At 44.3% G+C, this 19103-nt stretch carries 15 protein-coding genes; 8 read left to right on the top strand and 7 right to left on the bottom strand.

Features of this window, described 5'->3' with window-relative positions:
- Window positions 1-4: 4 nt before the first annotated feature.
- Together ACPD8L_RS02300 and ACPD8L_RS02305 are read right to left on the bottom strand one after the other, a co-directional pair.
- Window positions 5-1105, bottom strand: coding sequence for an AI-2E family transporter (locus tag ACPD8L_RS02300; protein ID WP_116219043.1), 1101 nt, complete (start codon window positions 1103-1105; stop codon window positions 5-7).
- Between the two features lie 3 nt (window positions 1106-1108).
- Window positions 1109-1717 carry a DUF4159 domain-containing protein gene (locus ACPD8L_RS02305; protein ID WP_423941668.1) on the bottom strand — a complete coding sequence of 203 codons (609 nt, stop codon included), beginning with the start codon at window positions 1715-1717 and terminating at the stop codon, window positions 1109-1111.
- Window positions 1718-1798: 81 nt separating this feature from the next.
- Here ACPD8L_RS02305 and ACPD8L_RS02310 point away from each other — a divergent pair, with 81 nt between their 5' ends.
- The gene (locus tag ACPD8L_RS02310) at window positions 1799-2578 is read left to right on the top strand and encodes a DUF1223 domain-containing protein (RefSeq protein WP_423941670.1); all 780 of its coding nucleotides are present in this window, start codon (window positions 1799-1801) and stop codon (window positions 2576-2578) included.
- On the opposite strand, the gene ACPD8L_RS02315 is transcribed toward ACPD8L_RS02310, so the two are convergent.
- The 3 genes from ACPD8L_RS02315 to tsaD are packed head-to-tail and all read right to left on the bottom strand — an operon-like array spanning window position 2575 to window position 4694.
- Window positions 2575-3279, bottom strand: coding sequence for a 16S rRNA (uracil(1498)-N(3))-methyltransferase (locus ACPD8L_RS02315; RefSeq protein WP_423941672.1), 705 nt, complete (start codon window positions 3277-3279; stop codon window positions 2575-2577). The genes ACPD8L_RS02310 and ACPD8L_RS02315 overlap by 4 nt on opposite strands.
- 3 nt (window positions 3280-3282) lie before the next feature.
- Window positions 3283-3609 carry a TfoX/Sxy family protein gene (locus ACPD8L_RS02320; RefSeq protein ID WP_423941674.1) on the bottom strand — a complete coding sequence of 109 codons (327 nt, stop codon included), beginning with the start codon at window positions 3607-3609 and terminating at the stop codon, window positions 3283-3285.
- A 56-nt stretch (window positions 3610-3665) separates the two neighbouring features.
- On the bottom strand, window positions 3666-4694 hold the full coding sequence (gene tsaD / locus ACPD8L_RS02325) for a tRNA (adenosine(37)-N6)-threonylcarbamoyltransferase complex transferase subunit TsaD (RefSeq protein ID WP_423941676.1): 1029 nt from the start codon (window positions 4692-4694) through the stop codon (window positions 3666-3668).
- Between the two features lie 128 nt (window positions 4695-4822).
- On the opposite strand from tsaD, the gene ACPD8L_RS02330 reads away from it, so the two are divergent.
- The 4 genes from ACPD8L_RS02330 to ACPD8L_RS02345 all read left to right on the top strand — a co-directional run bounded on the left by ACPD8L_RS02330 (window position 4823) and on the right by ACPD8L_RS02345 (window position 12287).
- Window positions 4823-9217, top strand: coding sequence for a translocation/assembly module TamB domain-containing protein (locus tag ACPD8L_RS02330; RefSeq protein WP_423942963.1), 4395 nt, complete (start codon window positions 4823-4825; stop codon window positions 9215-9217).
- Window positions 9218-9348: 131 nt separating this feature from the next.
- Window positions 9349-10335 (top strand): 6-phosphofructokinase, encoded by a 987-nt coding sequence (pfkA, locus tag ACPD8L_RS02335; protein ID WP_116219036.1) that lies wholly within the window; start codon window positions 9349-9351, stop codon window positions 10333-10335.
- 23 nt (window positions 10336-10358) lie between these two features.
- The gene (gene gap / locus ACPD8L_RS02340) at window positions 10359-11360 is read left to right on the top strand and encodes a type I glyceraldehyde-3-phosphate dehydrogenase (protein ID WP_116219035.1); all 1002 of its coding nucleotides are present in this window, start codon (window positions 10359-10361) and stop codon (window positions 11358-11360) included.
- A 75-nt stretch (window positions 11361-11435) separates the two neighbouring features.
- The gene (locus tag ACPD8L_RS02345; protein WP_116219034.1) at window positions 11436-12287 is read left to right on the top strand and encodes an N-acetylglucosamine kinase; all 852 of its coding nucleotides are present in this window, start codon (window positions 11436-11438) and stop codon (window positions 12285-12287) included.
- Here the strand turns inward: ACPD8L_RS02345 and ACPD8L_RS02350 are convergent.
- Window positions 12280-12660 carry a RidA family protein gene (locus tag ACPD8L_RS02350; protein ID WP_423941678.1) on the bottom strand — a complete coding sequence of 127 codons (381 nt, stop codon included), beginning with the start codon at window positions 12658-12660 and terminating at the stop codon, window positions 12280-12282. The two genes, ACPD8L_RS02345 and ACPD8L_RS02350, sit on opposite strands and share 8 nt — an antisense overlap.
- A gap of 44 nt (window positions 12661-12704) precedes the next feature.
- Entirely contained in the window at window positions 12705-15407 is a 2703-nt protein-coding gene (locus tag ACPD8L_RS02355; RefSeq protein WP_423941680.1) for a putative LPS assembly protein LptD, read from the bottom strand.
- Between the two features lie 130 nt (window positions 15408-15537).
- Here ACPD8L_RS02355 and ACPD8L_RS02360 point away from each other — a divergent pair, with 130 nt between their 5' ends.
- The 3 genes from ACPD8L_RS02360 to ACPD8L_RS02370 all read left to right on the top strand — a co-directional run bounded on the left by ACPD8L_RS02360 (window position 15538) and on the right by ACPD8L_RS02370 (window position 19095).
- Window positions 15538-16731 (top strand): N-acetylmuramoyl-L-alanine amidase family protein, encoded by a 1194-nt coding sequence (locus ACPD8L_RS02360; RefSeq protein ID WP_421809232.1) that lies wholly within the window; start codon window positions 15538-15540, stop codon window positions 16729-16731.
- Between the two features lie 69 nt (window positions 16732-16800).
- Complete coding sequence (locus ACPD8L_RS02365; RefSeq protein ID WP_116219030.1) at window positions 16801-17766, top strand: MlaD family protein; 966 nt, start codon at window positions 16801-16803, stop codon at window positions 17764-17766.
- A gap of 3 nt (window positions 17767-17769) precedes the next feature.
- Entirely contained in the window at window positions 17770-19095 is a 1326-nt protein-coding gene (locus ACPD8L_RS02370) for a 4Fe-4S dicluster domain-containing protein (protein ID WP_423941681.1), read from the top strand.
- The last annotated feature ends 8 nt before the right edge of the window (window positions 19096-19103 follow it).

Here is a 19103-nt window from a genome sequence, read left to right on the forward strand (position 1 = left end):
GATACTATAAATTTTTGGTTAATTTCTTCACAAAGGAATATTCAGCCAAAAATTCCTTTAAAATCACCTTTATGGCGGTATATCCGGGTACGGCTACGACCATTCCAACCACCCCAAAAAGTAGTCCGGCGATAATGATGACCAAGAAGATTTCAAGGGGGTGGGACTTCACACTGGTCGAAAAAATAAAGGGCTGTGAAAAGAAATTATCCACCAGTTGACCAATGGCCAAACCTATTAAAACATACATGGCCTTGGGTAGGATAACCGTGCTAAAATCCGCTCCCAAAAAACTGGTCATGGTGAGGGTGACCATGATCACTCCGCCAATGATCGGACCAATGTATGGAATGATATTGAACAGGGCGCAGAGGAAGGCGATCACAATCGCATTTTCCACCCCAACGATCAACAGTGCAATGGTGTAAATCACAAAGAGAATAAAAAGCTGAAGAAGGATGCCCGCAAAGTATCTTGAGAGCAATCCGTTGATTTTATCAATGGATTTTACGAGGTTACTTTCCTTGTCATCGGGAACAAAGGTAAGGATGCCATTTTGGAACAATTTGCTGTCCTTTAAAAAGAAAAAGGAGATGAACAGCACTGAGAACAGACCGATGCTAAAATTGCTCAGGACATTCATGAATGAATTGAGAAAATTGGGAATGAACCCCAAGTCAAGACCTTTTAGAAAACTTTCCTCCAAATGGGATTCCTCCACCAAGCGCTCCACGTTTCCGGAAGAGGCCCCAAAATATTCCAAAATCTGAAAATACAGTTTGTTGATATCGCCTTTTAACGCTTCAATATCCAACAGGGAAAGGTTTTTGCTCTGTTCCGATATCAAGGGCACAAAAAGCGCCAATATGCCCATAAAAATACCGAGCATAAAAATCATGGTGGCTATTACGGCGAGTGTATTGGGAAACTTTAGTTTTTTTCGTAAAAAGAGAACAACGGGCCTACCCAAAAGGGCAATTACGGAGGCAATGGCCAAATAGGTGATCACGGATTGGATCTTGTACAAAAAGTAGCCCAAAAGAACCACACCCACAATAATGGCTACGGCCCTTAGAATTCCATTGGCAATGGTCTTTGAGGTCATAGATTAGCTTTTAAAGGCATATTCAATAATATTGGAACCCATTTGTAGTGCCTTCAATCGCACCTCTTCTGGGTCGTTGTGCACCGAGGGGTCTTCCCAGCCATCACCCAAATCGCATTCAAAGGTAAAGAGCAAGAGTAATCTGCCCTTGTCAAAAACACCTAAGGCTTGAGGTCTCTTGCCATCATGCTCGTGTATTTTGGGAAGTCCGTTGGGAAACTTGAATTTTTGATCAAAAATGGGGTGGTCCGAGCCCAATTCCTCCAATTGCTTATCAGGAAATACCTTGAGAAGCTCCCTTCTCAGGTAGGGTTCCATTCCATAATTGTCATCAATATGTAAAAAACCACCGGAAAGGAGGTAGGTTCTCAGGTTTTGGGCCTCCTCGTCGGTAAAAAAGACGTTGCCATGCCCCGTCATATGGAGAAAGGGATATTTAAAAAGGGTAACGCTTCCTGTTTCGACCGTTTCTGGTTCAGGGTTGATTTTGGTGCCGATGGCATTGTTGCAAAACGCAATGAGGTTGGGTAGCGCAGTGGGGTTGGAATACCAGTCTCCCCCCCCTCCATACTTGAGGATGGCAATCTCTTGGGCGCCCATTGTGCCCATCATAAAAAAAGTTAAAATGCACCCTAGTTTGGTAAGTTGTCCCATGGATTTGCGATTAACCAACTACTCAAAAGTACGGTATTCATGATTAAAAAAGTCATAATTGTCTCATTTGCCTTTTTCGCGATGTCCTTGATGGCACTTTATACAGCGCGGACCGAGGAAGTTTCAAATCCGTTGTCTGAAATGGAAAACCAAGAAACGCCAATGGTCGTCCTGGAGCTCTTTACCTCCCAAGGTTGTTCCAGTTGCCCGCCGGCCGATATTCTCTTGGATAAAGTAAAAAGGGAATTTCCCGATGAGGTTTTTGCACTTTCCTACCATGTGGATTACTGGGATTATATAGGTTGGAAAGACCCTTTTGCCCAATCGGGCCATAGCCGAAAGCAGCGCGAATACAATAAAAAGTTGGGTTACGATGGCAACTATACCCCTGAAATGGTGCTCAATGGTAGCCTTCACTTTGTGGGGTCCAACCAAGCCAAGCTCTATGCTGAAATCAATTCCCATCTAAAAGAGAAGGCCCAAAACGGAATTCAGCTACGAAATGTTGTTGCTGGTGTCAATGCCGTTTCGTTTGAATATGCCGCTACGGGGGATTTGGACCATAAACTGTTGCGGGCCATTTTGGTGATCGATGATCGAACCACTGAAGTGAAGCGCGGAGAGAATCGGAATAGGACTTTAAAGAACAGCAATATTGTGGTTCAGGAGGCCTATTTGGATTTGGAGGCTTCGGCGGGAAAAGCTAGTATAAAAATTCCCCAACTGGTTTTGGAATCCGACAACTTGACTCTCGTCTTGTTGGTCGAAACCGAAAATCTTGACATCACTGCTGCGGCCAAGGCCTTGGTAAAGCGCTAACTATTGATGATGGTCACGGTGGTACAGGCTACAATCGCAGCCGTCTCGGTTCGTAGTCGTGTATTGCCCAAAGAAATAGGGATATACCCCTTTTTGCGGGCCAAATCGATTTCCTCTTTGGAAAAATCCCCTTCGGGACCAATAAGGATGGTGATGTCCATATCGGAAATGACCTTTCGCTTGAGTTCCATCTTTTCGCCATCATCACAATGCGCAATGAATTTGAGGCCCGTTTGTTCCTGTTCCAAAAAATCCCTGAAGGAAATCGCCGGATTCAGTTTTGGCAGCACCGTCTGTAAGGATTGCTTCATGGCGGATTGCAGCACGCGCTCCATTCTTTCTTGCTTCACCACTTTTCGTTCGGAATGATCGCAAATGATGGGGGTGACCTCATCAACACCAATTTCGGTGGCCTTTTCCAAAAACCACTCATATCGATCGTTCATTTTGGTGGGGGCCACAACCATATGAAGTGCGTACCTTTTAGGAATGGTCTTGTGTTTTGACACAATGGTAGCTCTGCATCGCTTTGGGTCGGAGACCAATATTTCCGCTTCGTATCGGTATCCCTTCCCATTGGTGATATGGACAATATTCCCCTCTTTTTTTCGAAGGACTTTGGCAATATGCTTGCTCTCCTCTGGAGGGAAAGTGAATTGCGTAACGCTATTGTCCAGTAAGGGGTTGTAGAAAAGTTGCATAGGCTAAAGTTTACTTTTGGCGTGTTCCAGAGCCAGTTCAATCCACTGGTGCAATTGTTCCTCGGTCTTGAAACCTTTTTGGGAGACAAAAACAAATTCTTTCATGGGCTTTCCCGTAAAATCCATGGGACGTACATAATCCTGCTGCAAGATACGGTCCATTTTTTCTCCGACCACACGAACCATCAATTCATCTTTTACCACTCCTACGGTCATTTTACCTTGATAAAGAAAAGCAATGCCCCCAAACATTTTCTTTTCGGTAAACTCTTCCGGGAAGAGACCCAAAAGGTATTGGACCCTACGGGCTATTTCTTCATTGTAGGCCATATGCCAGTGTTCTGCTATGTCCAAATATCCGAATAATCCGCGAATCCAAGACTGGTTTAGCTCCCAATTGCATAGCGTGCCTTGGCGGCGACACTTTGGTCGGTAAAATCACCTTTCAGAAATTTTAGGTACCCCACAATCCCGATCATGGCGGCATTGTCCGTGCAGTAGGCAAACTTGGGGATATAGGTTTTCCATCCCAGTTTTTCCTCGGCTTCCTTGAGTCGGGCACGTATGCCGGAGTTGGCGGCAACACCGCCTCCAATGGCAATTTCTTGGATTCCGGTTTGCTCCACGGCCAAAGTCAGTTTATCCATCAGGATTTCCAAGATGGTGTGCTGTACCGAGGCGCAGATATCGTTGATGTTTTCCGAAACAAAATCAGGGTTCTTTTGGGTCTCCCGCTGAAGGAAATAAAGAATACTGGTCTTTAGACCACTAAAACTGAAATTGAGTCCGTCTACCTTGGGTTTTGGAAACTCAAAAGCATGTGGATTCCCTTCCCGGGCGTATTTGTCCACTAAGGGACCTCCGGGATAGGGCAGTCCCATAAGTTTGGCGCTCTTGTCAAAGGCTTCGCCCACGGCATCGTCCAGGGTTTCGCCAAGGACTTCCATATCAAAATGGTCACAAACTTTCACAATTTGTGTATGTCCCCCGCTAATGGTCATCCCCAAAAAAGGGAATTTCGGGGGGGTATTGTCATCATCTTCAATAAAGTGTGCCAAAATGTGCGCCTCCATATGGTTCACCTCGATTAAAGGAATGTCAAGTCCCAAGGCCAAAGACTTGGCAAAGGAGGTGCCCACGAGCAGCGAACCCATAAGTCCGGGGCCACGCGTAAATGCTATGGCAGATAGTTGTTTTTTATCGATATTTGCCTTGGCCAAGGCCTGATGAACCACTGGTACAATGTTTTGCTGATGGGCCCGTGAAGCCAACTCTGGGACAACACCACCATATTGCTTGTGGATTTCTTGTGTGGCCACCACATTGCTCAGTACCTTTGTATGGCACAAAACAGCGGCAGATGTGTCGTCACAAGAAGATTCAATGGCCAGAATATATTTTTTTGGATTTGTCACTGGTTTTGGAACAAAAATTGGTCATCAAAGGTAAAACATAAAGCCCTATCAAAAAACTTCGTAAAATACTAATACGATTCTTTTTGGCCCTAGTACTGCTCATGGTATTGGGGTCTTTGGTGTTGTCCATGCCGGTAGTGCAGACCAAAATTGCCAAATACGCCACCAATTCCATCAATGCGGAGTTCGGGACCAACATTCAGATCGATCGGGTTAGCCTTTCACTTTTTACGCTTAATACCGGCATCAAGGGAATTTATATAGAGGATTATAAAAAAGATACCTTGGCCTATATCCATAAGTTGAGCACTTCTATACTGAACATACGGAACATGGCCAATGGAAAGTTGGAGTTTGGGGACATGGAAGTGGACGGTATCATTTTCAATTTAAAGACCTATGAAGGGGAACGGGACACTAATCTGGATGTTTTCGTGGCAAAGTTGGATGACGGGAAGCCAAGACCTCCGGGAACACCTCCCTTTTTTATGTCCACCGATGAAATCCTGATCAATAGTGGTAGGTTCCGGTTGATCGATGAAAATTTGGAGGCCCAAGAGTCCCTCAATTTTTCAGAATTGAAGATATTGGCACGGGATTTTCAAATTTTGGGCCCGGAAGTGACCTTGAAGATTGAAGACCTTTCCACCTTGGCCAAGCGGGGCATTCGGCTAAAGAAGTTGACTACGCACTTTAAGTATACGAAGGAACAGATGCGTTTTGATTCCCTTCTTGTTGACACGGAAGAATCAGAAATCAAAGGGAACTTGGTCTTTAACTATAATCGGGAGGATTTTGCCGAGTTTTTGGACAAGGTGAACATCGAGGCACAATTTGATGAATCCAGTGTGGCCCTGAACGAAGTGAATGCATTTTACAATGAGTTTGGCAAGGACCGGGTAGTGACTTTTTCTGGACAGATGGGAGGAGTGCTCAATCAACTAAAAGTGGATGACCTATATGTGCACATGGAAAATACCGGTATCCATGGTGATTTTGTGTTCTCCAATATTTTTTCTGATGAGGCTCCCTTTGTCATGCAGGCCGATCTGGACAACCTTACCTCCAGCTACTATCAACTTAGGGCCATTTTGCCCAATATTTTGGGGGATAACATTCCCGAAACTGTACAAAAGCTAGGACAATTTACGGTTCGAGGTGATGCGGAAGTGACGGAGACGTCCTTAGATGTAAAAATCAACCTCAATACAGCGGTGGGTAGCAGCTATATGGATGTGCAAATGACCAACCTCCAAGCAAAAAATGACGCTTCCTATATAGGTTTTATATCCCTTATAGATTTTGACTTAGGAGATTTTATCGAAGATGATGAATTGGGGCTGACCTCCTTGGATTTCAATGTGGAAGGAAAAGGATTTGCCGCTGAAAATTTGAATACTGAGGTTATTGGTGATGTTTATAAACTGCAGTTCAACAACTACGAATACAATAACATTAAGGTTTCAGGGATCTTAAAAGATCAGTTGTTTGATGGTTCCCTGCTTTGCAATGATGAAAATTTCCGATTCGATTTTAAAGGTTTGGCGGACTTTGGCGGTACCGAGAACAAATTCAACTTTATTGCTGCTGTGGATTACGCCGATCTTAAGGAACTCAATTTTATTGATGATAGCATTTCCATATTCAAAGGTCATGTGAATATGGATATTGAAGGAAGGACTTTGGATGATATGGTGGGCCAGATGCGTTTTTCCAATACCACCTATCAAAATATAAATACCACCTATTATTTTGAGGATTTTGCTGTCTTTTCATCGTTTGATCGAGATACGGTCCGCACCATTGAAATCAATTCACCGGATATCATCACAGGGTATGTCAAAGGGAAATTTAAAGTGAATGAAATAGGCAAATTGGTGCAAAACTCCGTGGGAAGTATTTATACCAATTACAAACCCTTTGAAATTTCAGAGGGACAGCATGTGGATTTCAACTTTAAGATCTACAATAAAATTGTGGATGTTTTCTTTCCAGAAGTGGTCTTTGGCCCCAATACCTTTATGCGGGGCAGTATTGTATCGGACGAGGGCGACTTTAAGCTTACGTTCAAATCGCCCAGTATAGAGGCGTTTGACAATAGGTTCGATAATGTTGAACTCAAGGTCGATAACAAGAACCCGCTCTTCAATACTTTCGTTTCGGTGGAGGACATGTCCACGGTCTATTATGACATTAAAGATTTCAGTCTTATCAACACTACATTGAAGGACACGCTTTTCTTTAGAACCGAGTTCAAGGGGGGCAGCGAGTACAACGACAGTTACAACCTCAATTTCTACCATACCTTCAATGCGAACAACCGATCGGTCATTGGCCTTAAAAAATCGGATATCAGCTTTAAGGGGAACACTTGGGTGCTGAACAAAGATGGGAACAGTAAGAACAAGGTTATCATCAACAAGACCTTGGACAGCATAACGATAGAGGATGTGGTGATGGACAACAACAATAAGGAGCAGATCAGGCTCCGGGGCGAGTTGGCCGATTCTACCTATAAAGACTTGGACCTACAGTTTAAGATTGTGTCCCTCAGTAAGATTACCCCAGCCATAGACAGCCTTAAGATGAACGGATCGGTGGATGGTTTTCTCAACATCCTACAAAAAGACGGCAAATACCTTCCCACATCCAGCCTTAATGTGAAAGACTTTAGCGTTAATGGCATGCGTTTGGGAGATTTGGAAGTAGGCATTTTTGGGAACAACAATCTTACCCAATTTGGGGTGAGTACTTGGTTGGTCGATAATGGCAAGGAGAAGATGAGCATCAACGGGAAGGTGACCAATATCAATAACAAACAACAAGTGGATCTTGCCGCCAATTTCACCGATTTTAGTCTAGAACCCTTTAGCCCATTGGGCGATGGGGTCATTTCCAACATACGGGGCAGTGTCATAGGAAGCGCCAAGATCACTGGAGATCTGTACAACCCGTCCATCAATGGAACGTTGAGCCTCAACAATGCAGGTATTGGTATTCCCTACCTCAATGTGGACTATAATTTTGCACCCTATTCCCGCGTCCGGCTTTTTGATCAAACCTTCTATTTTGAGAATGTAGGGCTTTCCGACGTAGCGGAAGGCACCAAAGCTACTCTGGATGGAACCATTAGCCATACTGGGTTTTCTGACTGGTATCTTGGATTGGATGTGGATACCAAGAACGATCGGTTCATGATTCTTAATACGGAATATGATGAAGAATCCCTTTATTACGGAAAAGGCTTCATCAATGGTACGGGAAGTATCTATGGACCAACCGACGCCTTGACCATTGCTGTGGATGCGACCACGGCGAGGGGCACCTCCCTTAAGATTCCGTTGAGTGATGTTACCAGTATAGGGGACTATTCGTTTATCAATTTCATTGAAAAAGGGGAATCCAATTCCTTTGAGCAAGAACGGGTGTTACAGGATTATCAAGGCTTGGAAATGGCCTTTGACCTTGCGGTGACCCCGGAAGCCGAAGTAGAGATCGTAGTAGATCAGAGCACGGGAAGTTCCCTTAAGGGAACTGGTGAAGGAATTTTGTTGATAGAAATCAACACCAATGGAAAATTCAATATGTACGGGGAGTTTGTTGCCGTAACGGGTGAGTACAACTTTAAGTATGGTGGGGTCATCGACAAAAAGTTCAAGGTGCGCCCGGGTGGTACCATTCTTTGGGAGCGGGATCCCCTGGCGGCCCAGTTGAACCTTGAGGCCGTATATGCCCTAAATGCCAATCCGGCCCCATTGTTGGACAATTCAGGTTTCGCTGGAAGGATACCCACTGAGGTAATCGTGCGTTTGGACGGGGAGCTGGAAAGCCCCAATATCAATTTCGATATTGACTTTCCCGGAACCAGTTCCGTGGTACAGTCCGAGCTCCAGTACCGATTGCAGGATCCTACTGTAAAGGAACGAAATGCCTTTTTTCTTTTGGCGCAGGGAACATTCGTGGATTCACAGTCCGGAATCAACCAACAGGCTGTTACCGGAAACCTTATACAGACAGCCTCTGGACTCTTGAACCAAATCTTGGGGAGTGACAATGACAAGTTCAATCTAGGAGTCTCCTACGAGCAAGGTCTTTTGGACCCCAATGCCAGTACGCGGACCGAGAATAGGATAGGGGTCACGGTTTCCACCCAGATATCTGATAAAATCTTGGTAAACGGAAGAGTAGGGGTGCCTGTGGGAGGAGTTTCCGAAACGGTAGTGGCCGGTGATGTAGAGGTCCAGGTGCTATTGAATGAGCAGGGGACCCTAAGTGCCAAGATCTTTAATCGGGAGAACCAAATCCAACGATTTTTGGCCGAACGCCAAGGGTATACCCAAGGGGTTGGACTTTCCTATCAGGTAGACTTCAACAGTTTTAAGGAGCTCATGCAGAAGGTCTTTAAAAAGAAGGACAAAGTACAAGAGGCCCCAAAACAAAAAGAGGCGACTGAGGTTATGGGGCAGGACAGTCTGATCCGGTTTATGCCCAAGAAAGATTCTCCTTCCAAAACAGGACAATAGGCTTATAATTTTTCACGCATTTTGATGAATTCTTTACGAAAACGTTTGAAAAAATCAATGGAGGTAAATAAATTATTAAGCCATTCATATTTTGGATAAAGTTTCCTAGTTTTGATCCTTTAAAATTTTGAATGGCTTCAGAAATAAAGAAAATAGGAGTTTTTACCTCTGGAGGGGACTCCCCGGGAATGAATGCAGCGATTCGTTCTGTAGTCCGAACTTGTGCTTACTTAAAAATTGAATGTATTGGTATCTATCGTGGGTACCAAGGTATGATAGAGGGTGATTTCAAGGCCCTTGATGCACGAAGTGTCAACAACATCATCAATAAAGGCGGAACCATACTTAAATCTGCCCGTTGTGAGGAATTCAGGACAAAGCAAGGAAGACAAAAAGCTTACGACCAATTGGTCAAGGAAGGCATAGATGCCTTTGTGGTGATCGGGGGCAATGGTAGCTTTAACGGTGCCATGCTCTTCAACCAAGAGTTTGGTTTTCCTGTAATGGGTATACCAGGAACCATTGACAATGATATCTTGGGATCATCCTATACCATCGGTTTTGATACCGCGATCAATACAGTGGTCGAAGCTGTGGATAAGATCAGGGATACCGCAAGTTCCCATAACCGTTTGTTCTTTGTGGAGGTCATGGGAAGGGATGTAGGCCATATTGCCTTGAACGCAGGTGTAGGGGCAGGTGCCGAAGAAATTTTGATTCCCGAATTGAACCTGGGTCTCGAACGTTTGGTAGAGTCCCTTAAACGAAGTAAAAAATCAGGCAAGTCTTCCAGTATCGTAATTGTCGCCGAAGGCGATAAGATCGGGAAGAATGTCTTCGAACTTAAAGAATATGTGGAAGAACATTTGCCCATCTATGATGTAAGGGTATCCGTTCTAGGGCATATGCAACGCGGTGGAAACCCCACCTGTTTTGACCGGGTTTTGGCCAGTAGAATGGGTGTGAAGGCCGTGGAGAGCCTATTGGAAGGCAAATCCAACTTCATGGTGGGGATAAAGGATACCAAACTGGTACTGACCCCCATTGCCGAGGCCATAAAGGCACATACGGAAATAGACCAAGAACTCATTAGAGTTTCTGATATAATGACAACATAATTAAAAACCAAAAAGGAGAGAAAATGTCAAAATTGAAAATAGGAATCAACGGATTCGGTAGAATTGGAAGGTTGGTGTTTCGTGCAACCGTAAAAAGGGACAATGTAGATGTAGTGGCCATTAACGATTTACTGGATGTAGAGCACTTGGCCTATTTGTTGGAGTATGACTCCGTTCATGGAAGATTCGATGGCACCATCGAAATCAAGGATGGAAATCTTATTGTAGACGGAAAAACCATCAGGATCACTGCAGAACGCGACCCCAAAAACTTGAAGTGGGATGAGGTTGGTGCAGATGTTGTTGCCGAATGTACCGGTATCTTCACTACTTTGGAAACTGCCCAATACCATATTGATGGTGGAGCCAAGAAGGTTGTGATCTCCGCACCGTCCAAAGATGCCCCAATGTTTGTTATGGGGGTAAACCATCAAGATGTCAAGGCATCCGATACCATTATTTCCAACGCATCCTGTACTACCAACTGTTTGGCTCCTTTGGCCAAGGTACTTGATGATGAGTTTGGAATTGAGGAAGGTCTAATGACCACGGTCCACGCTACCACAGCGACCCAAATGACCGTTGACGGACCATCCAGAAAAGATTACAGAGGAGGTAGAAGTGCCCTTTTGAACATTATTCCAGCAGCTACTGGAGCCGCCAAAGCGGTAACCAAGGTTATTCCTGCTTTGGAAGGAAAACTTACCGGTATGGCCTTTAGGGTGCCTACAGCAGATGTATCTGTTGTGGATTTGACCGTTAGGTTGGAGAAAGAGACCTCTTATGAGGAAATCAAGAAAGCGTTCAAAAAAGCTGCTGACGGTGAGTTGGCCGGTATTTTGGGCTATACGGATGAAGCTGTGGTTTCCCAAGACTTTGTGGGCGATACCAGAACAAGCATCTTTGATGCCGGAGCTGGAATTGAGCTGAACTCCAAATTTTTCAAAGTAGTATCTTGGTATGATAACGAAACCGGATATTCAAACAAATTGGTAGATTTGGCCGAGCACGCTGCGAGCCTTTAATAATAGTATCTTGCATATAATTCCAGGAGAGGGCAATCGCCCTCTCTTGGGATTCAACAAAAAACTTTGACGCATATGATTTTGATTGTGGATAGTGGAGCCACTAAATCCGATTGGATTGCATTGGACGACAAGGGGAAACAATTGTTTCTTACCCAAACCCTTGGGTTAAGTCCAGAGGTGCTTACACGTGAGGTGATTGAGGATAGGTTGGCCAATAATTTTGAGCTTTCCAAGAATAGAGAAATCGTTAGTCAATTGTATTTCTATGGTGCAGGTTGCGGCACGGATAGAATGAAGAATTTCCTAAAAGAAATTTTCAAGGATTTTTTCCCCAATGCCAAAGCTGAGGTTCGGGAAGATACCTTTGCCGCCATATATGCCACGACCAAGATTGGACGTCAAGGGATTGTCTGCATATTGGGCACAGGTTCCAATTGTAGCTATTATGATGGTCATCAATTGATGCAAAAGGTTACCTCGTTAGGCTATATCTTAATGGACGATGGTAGTGGTAACTTCTTTGGAAGAAAGTTGTTGCGTGATTATTATTTCCATAAGATGCCACAGGATTTGGGAATCAAATTCGCCAAGGAGTACAATCTGGAGGCAGATGTCATCAAAGAAAATCTTTACAAACAGCCCAATCCCAATACCTATTTGGCCACGTTTGCCCGTTTCATTATTGAAAACAAGGAGCATCCGTATTGCAAGGGGGTCATTGAAAAAGGCCTGCAACAGTTTGTGAACAACTATATTATGCAGTTTGAACTGGCCACCAAGGTACCTATCAACTTTGTAGGTAGTATAGCGCACTTTCTGCAGGACGAACTAAAAGCCTGTTTGGAAAGGAACGACCTTATTCTTGGGGTTATTCGTAGAAGACCTATTGAAGGTCTGGTTGAGTTTCACCAAGAAACTATTTGATCGCGATCATAGAAATTTCAACATTCACAAATTTGGGGAGATTGGCCACTTCCACGGTTTCCCTGGCCGGGGCGGTATCTGCATCAAAATAGGTGCCGTATACCTCGTTTATTTCCGAAAATTGGTGCATGTCCTTGATGAAAATGGAGGTTTTTACCACATGATCAAAGCTAAGGCCAGCTTCTTCCAAAATGGCCTTGAGGTTTTCCATGGATTGCTTCGTCTCCTTTTTAATATCTCCTTCCACCAATTTGCCCGTAGTGGGGTCTATTGGAATTTGCCCTGAAATGTATAGGGTGTCCTTGATCAATACAGCTTGATTGTAGGGGCCAATGGGAGCAGGCGCCTTTGGAGTGTTTATGATTTTTTTCATGGAAAGTCTATGCTTTTGTTTAGAGACTTGAAGATATTCAAAAATTATCTTCTACCACTAAAAGGCTGGCTTCTATTTTCCCATTTCAGGTCACTCAAGATGGAACTCTTTATACCAATAAAGAAATACCATCGTTCATAACGGCCAAAGGGGGTCCAGTCAAAACTGAGCCTAAAACTGTTCAAATCCCTTTTAAAATTGAACCGTGTATCTGCAAATCCCTTGTTTTTAAGGTCATACCCGGAGTTAAAGCCCACTTCCCATTTAGGGGAAAGCTGAACATTTCCAGTAAACATCAAAGAATGGTTGGTGATTTGTTTTTCCCGGTTTCGGTTGCTGTAGGTAGCCACATAGGTGAGTCGTACATCCCATGGAATTTTGGTACTGTATGTTGGGTTCTCAACGTCATCATCGGGGGATTCATCCTTATTTCCAAAGTGGGATTCGCCATCCCGGGCACCCTTTAGCTCAAATGGATTGGCCCCATAGTCTGGGTCTTCCTGTTTGTCCTTATCCTCCTTGTTTTTTGCCCCTTTTTTAAACATATCACTGTCCAAGGTAAAGCCTGTGTTCAATCGTGCCGAAGTAAGTCGGGCCAACCCTCCCCCGTTTTTTATGTTCAGGGTGTTGATTCTTCTACCATTGTTGTCTATCGCATAGGGGTCAAAGGAGGCCGAAAAATTAATGGGCACCTTCTTGATGATTTCTGTGGAACCCGAAAGATTGATTGGACTCAATTTCAGGGAGTCTGCCTCAAAATTATAGCTCGTGGATAGGGTAAGGTTACTCAGAATACTGATTTTCTTCGGTTCCGTGGCCGTCGAGTCTTTGTCCCTCACCTTGGCCTCCAAGGTATTCTGCAATGAAAAGTTCAGGGAACTTCCCTTGCTCAACGAAGGCCTTCCATAAATACTGGTCTCAAACGGAGTGTATTGTACCTCATCGCCATCGCCATCAGTGTAAGTATCATAAAATTGTTCAAAGGAAGGGGTGTAACTGTATCCAATGGAAGGTCGCATGACGTGGCGTATGGCCTGAATCTTTTTGTCCTCCCCAAAATTAAAGGTACCATAGACCACGGTACCTATACTGGCACCCAGGTTATAGCGGTTAAATCGGTCAAACCCCGCTACCGTGTCCGTGACAACCGCTTGTTCCTCCTCAACATATCTGCGGCGTATGGTCTCCAAGGTCCATACATCCTCATAACCTCCGTTTAAACTTACGCTCAAGTATTTGGCCACCTTAAAGTTGGTGCCAATGGGAATACGGTGTCTGGCCCCGACCCGGGCACCTTCGAACATTTTGCTGGTGAAAAAATCCTCCTCATTGGTGGTGATACTGTTCTGGGCGTTCACATCGTATTGAAAGTTGATGTTCTGCAAGATTCCCTTTTTTATTCCATCTCGCTTCGCAAATGGAAAAATACGCTCCATACTGGCCTGAAAGGTCGGTAGGGACATGTTGATGGTCCTTTCCTCTGTTCGGGTATTCTGGGTATGCGTCAACGTAAGACTGGCATTCACCGAAGGATATGCAGGAAACGTTTTGGAATAACTGATGGAGGACGCAAAGGTGTTGGTCTGCGAATTGTTCCTATTTATTTGATTGAGCGAGTTGGTGTAATATTGGCTGCTCCCCAAGTTCACGGATGCCGAGAACCTTGAATAAGGACTGGCCTTTGGGTCTTGGGTGTGCGATATACGGATATTGTAGTTGCTGGTCCTGCTATAATCATCAAAGCCTTTTTGGCTTTGGATCAGGTTTTCATAATTAAAATTGATGTTGCCCCGGAATTGATACCGTTTTGAATACTCCGACTGCCCCCGGAACCCATAACTGCCGTTGGTATAGAAATCCCCTGTAACACTAAGGTCCACGTATTCGCTGATGGGCAGATAATACCCTCCGTTCTGTAGGAAGTACCCCCTTTGGGGGTCGTTTCCAAAAGTGGGGAACAAAAGCCCTGCTACCCGCCCTGTAGTCAATGGAAAATAAGCAAAAGGCAAGGCCACTGGGGTGGGTACGTCTACAATATACATATTGCTGAAGCCCGCTATGATCTTTTTCTTGGGAACAAACTTGGCCTTGCGCACCCGTATGTAATAGTCGGGATCAACGGTATCCTTTGAGGTGGTGAGTTTGGCCTCGCTTAAAAAGTAAACCGAGTCGTTCTCTTTTTTGGTGACCTCGGCATATACTTTCATGGCATCGCTCCCCAATTGGCCTAGACCGGCCTGCTGTTCCGTTCTGGAATTCCAGATAAGGGCCTTTTGCGTATCAAAATTAAACCGTATGGAGTCCGGACGGACTTCATTGCTACCTTGTTTAAAATAGGGAATTTGTGAGTAGGTGCCCGTGGAGTCCTTCATCCGGCCCGCATATACCTCATTTTTTACATAATCCATTACAATGACACCGGCTTTAAGTTCCGTGTCCTGATAATAGATTTCTGCCTCATCGTACAGATAAATTTTGTTATCTTTCTGACTGAGTTTTACGTATTCCTTGGCTTTATATTTAATTTTATCCAACAACAAAGGCTGTTTTTGGGAAGCGGAATCCACCTCAACGGAATCCACCTCATTGGGATCTTTTAGCAAATCGGAGGTAAGGACGGGAGCCGTTATGCTATCCTTGATGGCTTTGATGGGCAAAGGGGTAATGAGGTCTTCCTGAGCCACCGAGGATATTGTGCCACAAAGAAGAACAAATAGGAAAACTAAAAGATGTTTGTTTGATTGCAACGTGATAAATCCTATTTTTGTGCTGGTTTGGCTCAGTTTTTGGGCTCAAACTTACATATATTTTTTGTTCTGATTATGGCTGATTACGATATTTTTAACCATTACAGGACACTATAATTACTCGGTTCTTATGAATAAAAGCAGGTCAACATTTTTGGTTTTTCTCCTTACACTCCTCACACTGACATCTTTTACCAAAAATAATACCGAAGTCCCCCCCAAGGATAAATTTATTGTGGTTTTGGATGCAGGGCATGGTGGGCACGATCCAGGAAACCTCGGAAATGGGTATCTGGAAAAGGATATATCATTGAACATTGTGCTGAAAGCTGGCGAGGAATTGAGTAAGGACCCCAGCATTAAAGTCATATACACCAGAAAGGACGATACATTTGTGGATCTCTTCAAAAGAGGTGAAATCGCCAATCAGGCCAATGCAGACTTGTTCGTTTCGGTCCATTGTAATTCCCATAGTTCAGACGCCAGTGGTGTGGAAACGTTTGTTTTGGGACTTCATAAGAACAAACAGAACTTTGAAGTGGCCAAAAAGGAAAACTCCGTAATCTATTTGGAAGATGATTATGCGCAGCGTTATGCCGAGTATGACATCAATTCCCCGGAATCTGTGATAGGCCTTACCATTATGCAGGAAGAGTTTTTGGACCAGAGCATCATGTTGGGAAAAAGGCTTCAAGATAATTTCACCAAACAACTAAAAAGAAAAGATAGAAAAGTCAAGCAAGCAGGATTTATAGTGTTGCACCAAACCTTTATGCCCAGTGTTTTGGTGGAAGCGGGCTTTTTGACCAATAAAAGCGAGGGGAGCTACCTCAACTCTTCAAAAGGACAAACAGAAATGGGCAAGGCCATCGCTTACGCAGTTTTGGCGTACAAGGCGGATATCAGTGGGGCCCCAGTACCAAGTGAAACAAGTATTGAAATTGAAGATACCGAAGTTGCCGTGAACCTTCCAGAAGAGACCCAACCTGTACACCAGGAAAAAAAGGAAGAGTCCACACCTCCGGCGGAAGTCAAAAAAGAAACCGTGACTCCCCCAGTGGCAAACAAATCGGATGTGGTGTTTAAAATACAGCTTTTGGCCAGTGCCAAGAGCATTCCCCTTAATGGCGCCAACTTTAACGGTCTGGACCAATTGTCGCGGGAACCCTTTAAAAACCTGTATCGATACATGTATGGGAATGCAAGTACTTTGGAAGAAGCAAAACAGCTAAAATCCAATGCTGATGCCAAGGGGTATACCACTTCATATATTGTGGCCTATAAAAATGGAAAACGCGTACCCATATCACAGGCAGTAAATTAGGAGTGCAAAAACAATGGCAGTCTTGTTAAAATTATTCCTAATTTTGTTTAGAACCATAAACCGAATCTTTTGAAATTATCCAGGGAAATCAAAACTGGGATTATAGTACTCGTTGGGATTTTGGCCTTCATCTTTGGGCTGAGTTATCTTAAATCCGCCTCCCTTTTTGAAAACAACAAAACCTTCTACGCCGTATACGACAATGTTGGCGGACTGCAACCCGGTACCCAAGTGTCCATCAATGGTTTCACTGTGGGCAATGTGAACAATATTAAGTTCAAGGACAGCTCAGGAAAGCTGGTGGTTACCTTTACCGTCAGCAACGAATTTGATTTTTCCGGGAACAGTGTGGCGGAACTTTATGACACCGGTATCATCGGCGGAAAGGGAATCCAGATAAATCCCGTTTTTGATAATGCCCCGCTGGCAAAATCAGGAGATACACTTACTTCAAACATAAAACCGGGAATCACGGAACTGGTACAGCAAAAACTTACCCCTTTACAGATGAAAGTGGAGGGAGCGGTTTCCAATGCCGATTCACTGCTGATGAATGTAAACCAGATTTTGGACGACCCCACCAAAAAAGAACTCAAACAAACCATTGTGGCCCTTCACGAGATGGTAAATGCCTTTAAGGGAAGTGCGGACAAGCTCAATGGGCTGTTGGCAAACAATAAAGAAGAATTGGACAATTCCTTGAAGAATGTGAACAAAATCACCACCAATTTTTCAAAACTGTCCGATTCATTGGCCAATGCAGGTCTTGCCGAGACTGTCTCCAATTTTCAGGTTACGGTGAACCGATTGAACTCGGTGCTCGAAAAAATCGAGAAAGGCGAAGGGTCTTTGGGGAAGCTTACGCAGGATGAGCAACTCTATAAAAACCTAACGGATGCCTCAAAGGAATTGGACCTTCTGCTGCAAGACTTCAGGCTTAACCCAAAACGATATGTAAATGTGTCCGTGTTCGGGAAAAAGCAGAAAGAATACGCCCTTCCCGAAAACGACCCTGCCCAACAACAGGAAAACTAGCCTATGGAATACGTGCCCAACATTCTTTTTCTGATAGCCCTTATTGTGGGAATAGGTTTTTTTGCGAGAAATGTGAAAAAACTGTCCAGAAATATCAAATTGGGGAAAGATGTTGATGTAAACGATAACAAGTCGCAGCGTTGGCGCAACATGGTTCGTATCGCATTGGGGCAGACCAAAATGGTGGTTCGTCCCGTGGCCGGTCTTATGCATATTATTGTGTATGTAGGCTTCATCATCATCAATATAGAAGTATTGGAGATCATCCTCGATGGGATTCTAGGGACGCACAGATTGTTTTCGCCTTTGGGAGGATTGTACGATTTCCTTATCGGTTCTTTTGAAGTCTTGGCCCTTTTGGTAATCGTGGCCGTCGTGGTTTTTTGGATCCGTAGGAACATTATCCGACTGAAGCGGTTCATCAAACCTGAAATGAACGGATGGCCCAAGAAAGATGGGAACATGATCCTGTACATCGAATTTGTTTTGATGTTGCTGTTTTTGACCATGAATGCTGCCGATTTTCAGTTGCAGCAATTAGGAGCCGAGCATTACACCCAGGCAGGCGCTTTTCCGATAAGTCAATTTATAGTGCCGCTATTGGACGGATTGTCCATCTCCTCATTGATGGTTATTGAACGCACAGCGTGGTGGTTGCATATTTTGGGTATTTTGGCCTTTTTGAATTACCTCTATTATTCCAAACACCTGCATATTCTTTTGGCATTCCCGAACACGTACTATGGAAGGGTAAAGCCCCAAGGGGAGTTCAATAATTTGGAATCGGTGACCAATGAGGTCAAATTGATGATGGACCCATCGGCAGACCCATTTGCCGCACCTGCGGAAGGGGGTGCTGCAGTACCTGAAAAGTTTGGCGCTTCGGATGTCATGGATTTAAATTGGGTGCAATTGCTCAATGCATATACCTGTACGGAGTGTGGTAGATGTACTTCCGAGTGTCCGGCCAACCAGACAGGAAAAAAATTATCCCCAAGGAAGATCATGATGGACACCCGTGACCGTTTGGAGGAAGTAGGTAAGGTCATGGATGCCAATAAAGGGGAGTTTGTCCCGGATGGAAAGCAACTTTTGGGAGACTATATCAGCCATGAGGAACTGTGGGCGTGTACCACTTGTAATGCTTGTGTACAGGCTTGCCCCGTGAGCATAGACCCTTTGTCCATTATTGTGGAAATGCGAAGGTATCTGGTAATGGAACAGTCTGCGGCACCAATGGAGCTGAACACGATGATGTCCAATATAGAGAACAATGGAGCCCCTTGGCCGTACAACCAAATGGACCGTTTAAATTGGGTGAACGAATAATTTTAGGA

Origin of the sequence: Flagellimonas algicida (genome assembly GCF_049629585.1) — a bacterium.
In the GTDB taxonomy this organism is placed as follows: Bacteria; Bacteroidota; Bacteroidia; order Flavobacteriales; family Flavobacteriaceae; genus Flagellimonas.

Coding starts and splice junctions, on each gene's coding strand:
- ACPD8L_RS02300 (WP_116219043.1), bottom strand. CDS start 1,105: ATGACCTCAAAGACCATTGCCAATGGAATTCTAAGGGCCGTAGCCATT.
- ACPD8L_RS02305 (WP_423941668.1), bottom strand. CDS start 1,717: ATGATGGGCACAATGGGCGCCCAAGAGATTGCCATCCTCAAGTATGGA.
- ACPD8L_RS02310 (WP_423941670.1), top strand. CDS start 1,799: ATGATTAAAAAAGTCATAATTGTCTCATTTGCCTTTTTCGCGATGTCC.
- ACPD8L_RS02315 (WP_423941672.1), bottom strand. CDS start 3,279: ATGCAACTTTTCTACAACCCCTTACTGGACAATAGCGTTACGCAATTC.
- ACPD8L_RS02320 (WP_423941674.1), bottom strand. CDS start 3,609: ATGGCCTACAATGAAGAAATAGCCCGTAGGGTCCAATACCTTTTGGGT.
- ACPD8L_RS02330 (WP_423942963.1), top strand. CDS start 4,823: ATGCCGGTAGTGCAGACCAAAATTGCCAAATACGCCACCAATTCCATC.
- pfkA (WP_116219036.1), top strand. CDS start 9,349: ATGGCTTCAGAAATAAAGAAAATAGGAGTTTTTACCTCTGGAGGGGAC.
- gap (WP_116219035.1), top strand. CDS start 10,359: ATGTCAAAATTGAAAATAGGAATCAACGGATTCGGTAGAATTGGAAGG.
- ACPD8L_RS02345 (WP_116219034.1), top strand. CDS start 11,436: ATGATTTTGATTGTGGATAGTGGAGCCACTAAATCCGATTGGATTGCA.
- ACPD8L_RS02350 (WP_423941678.1), bottom strand. CDS start 12,660: ATGAAAAAAATCATAAACACTCCAAAGGCGCCTGCTCCCATTGGCCCC.
- ACPD8L_RS02360 (WP_421809232.1), top strand. CDS start 15,538: ATGAATAAAAGCAGGTCAACATTTTTGGTTTTTCTCCTTACACTCCTC.
- ACPD8L_RS02370 (WP_423941681.1), top strand. CDS start 17,770: ATGGAATACGTGCCCAACATTCTTTTTCTGATAGCCCTTATTGTGGGA.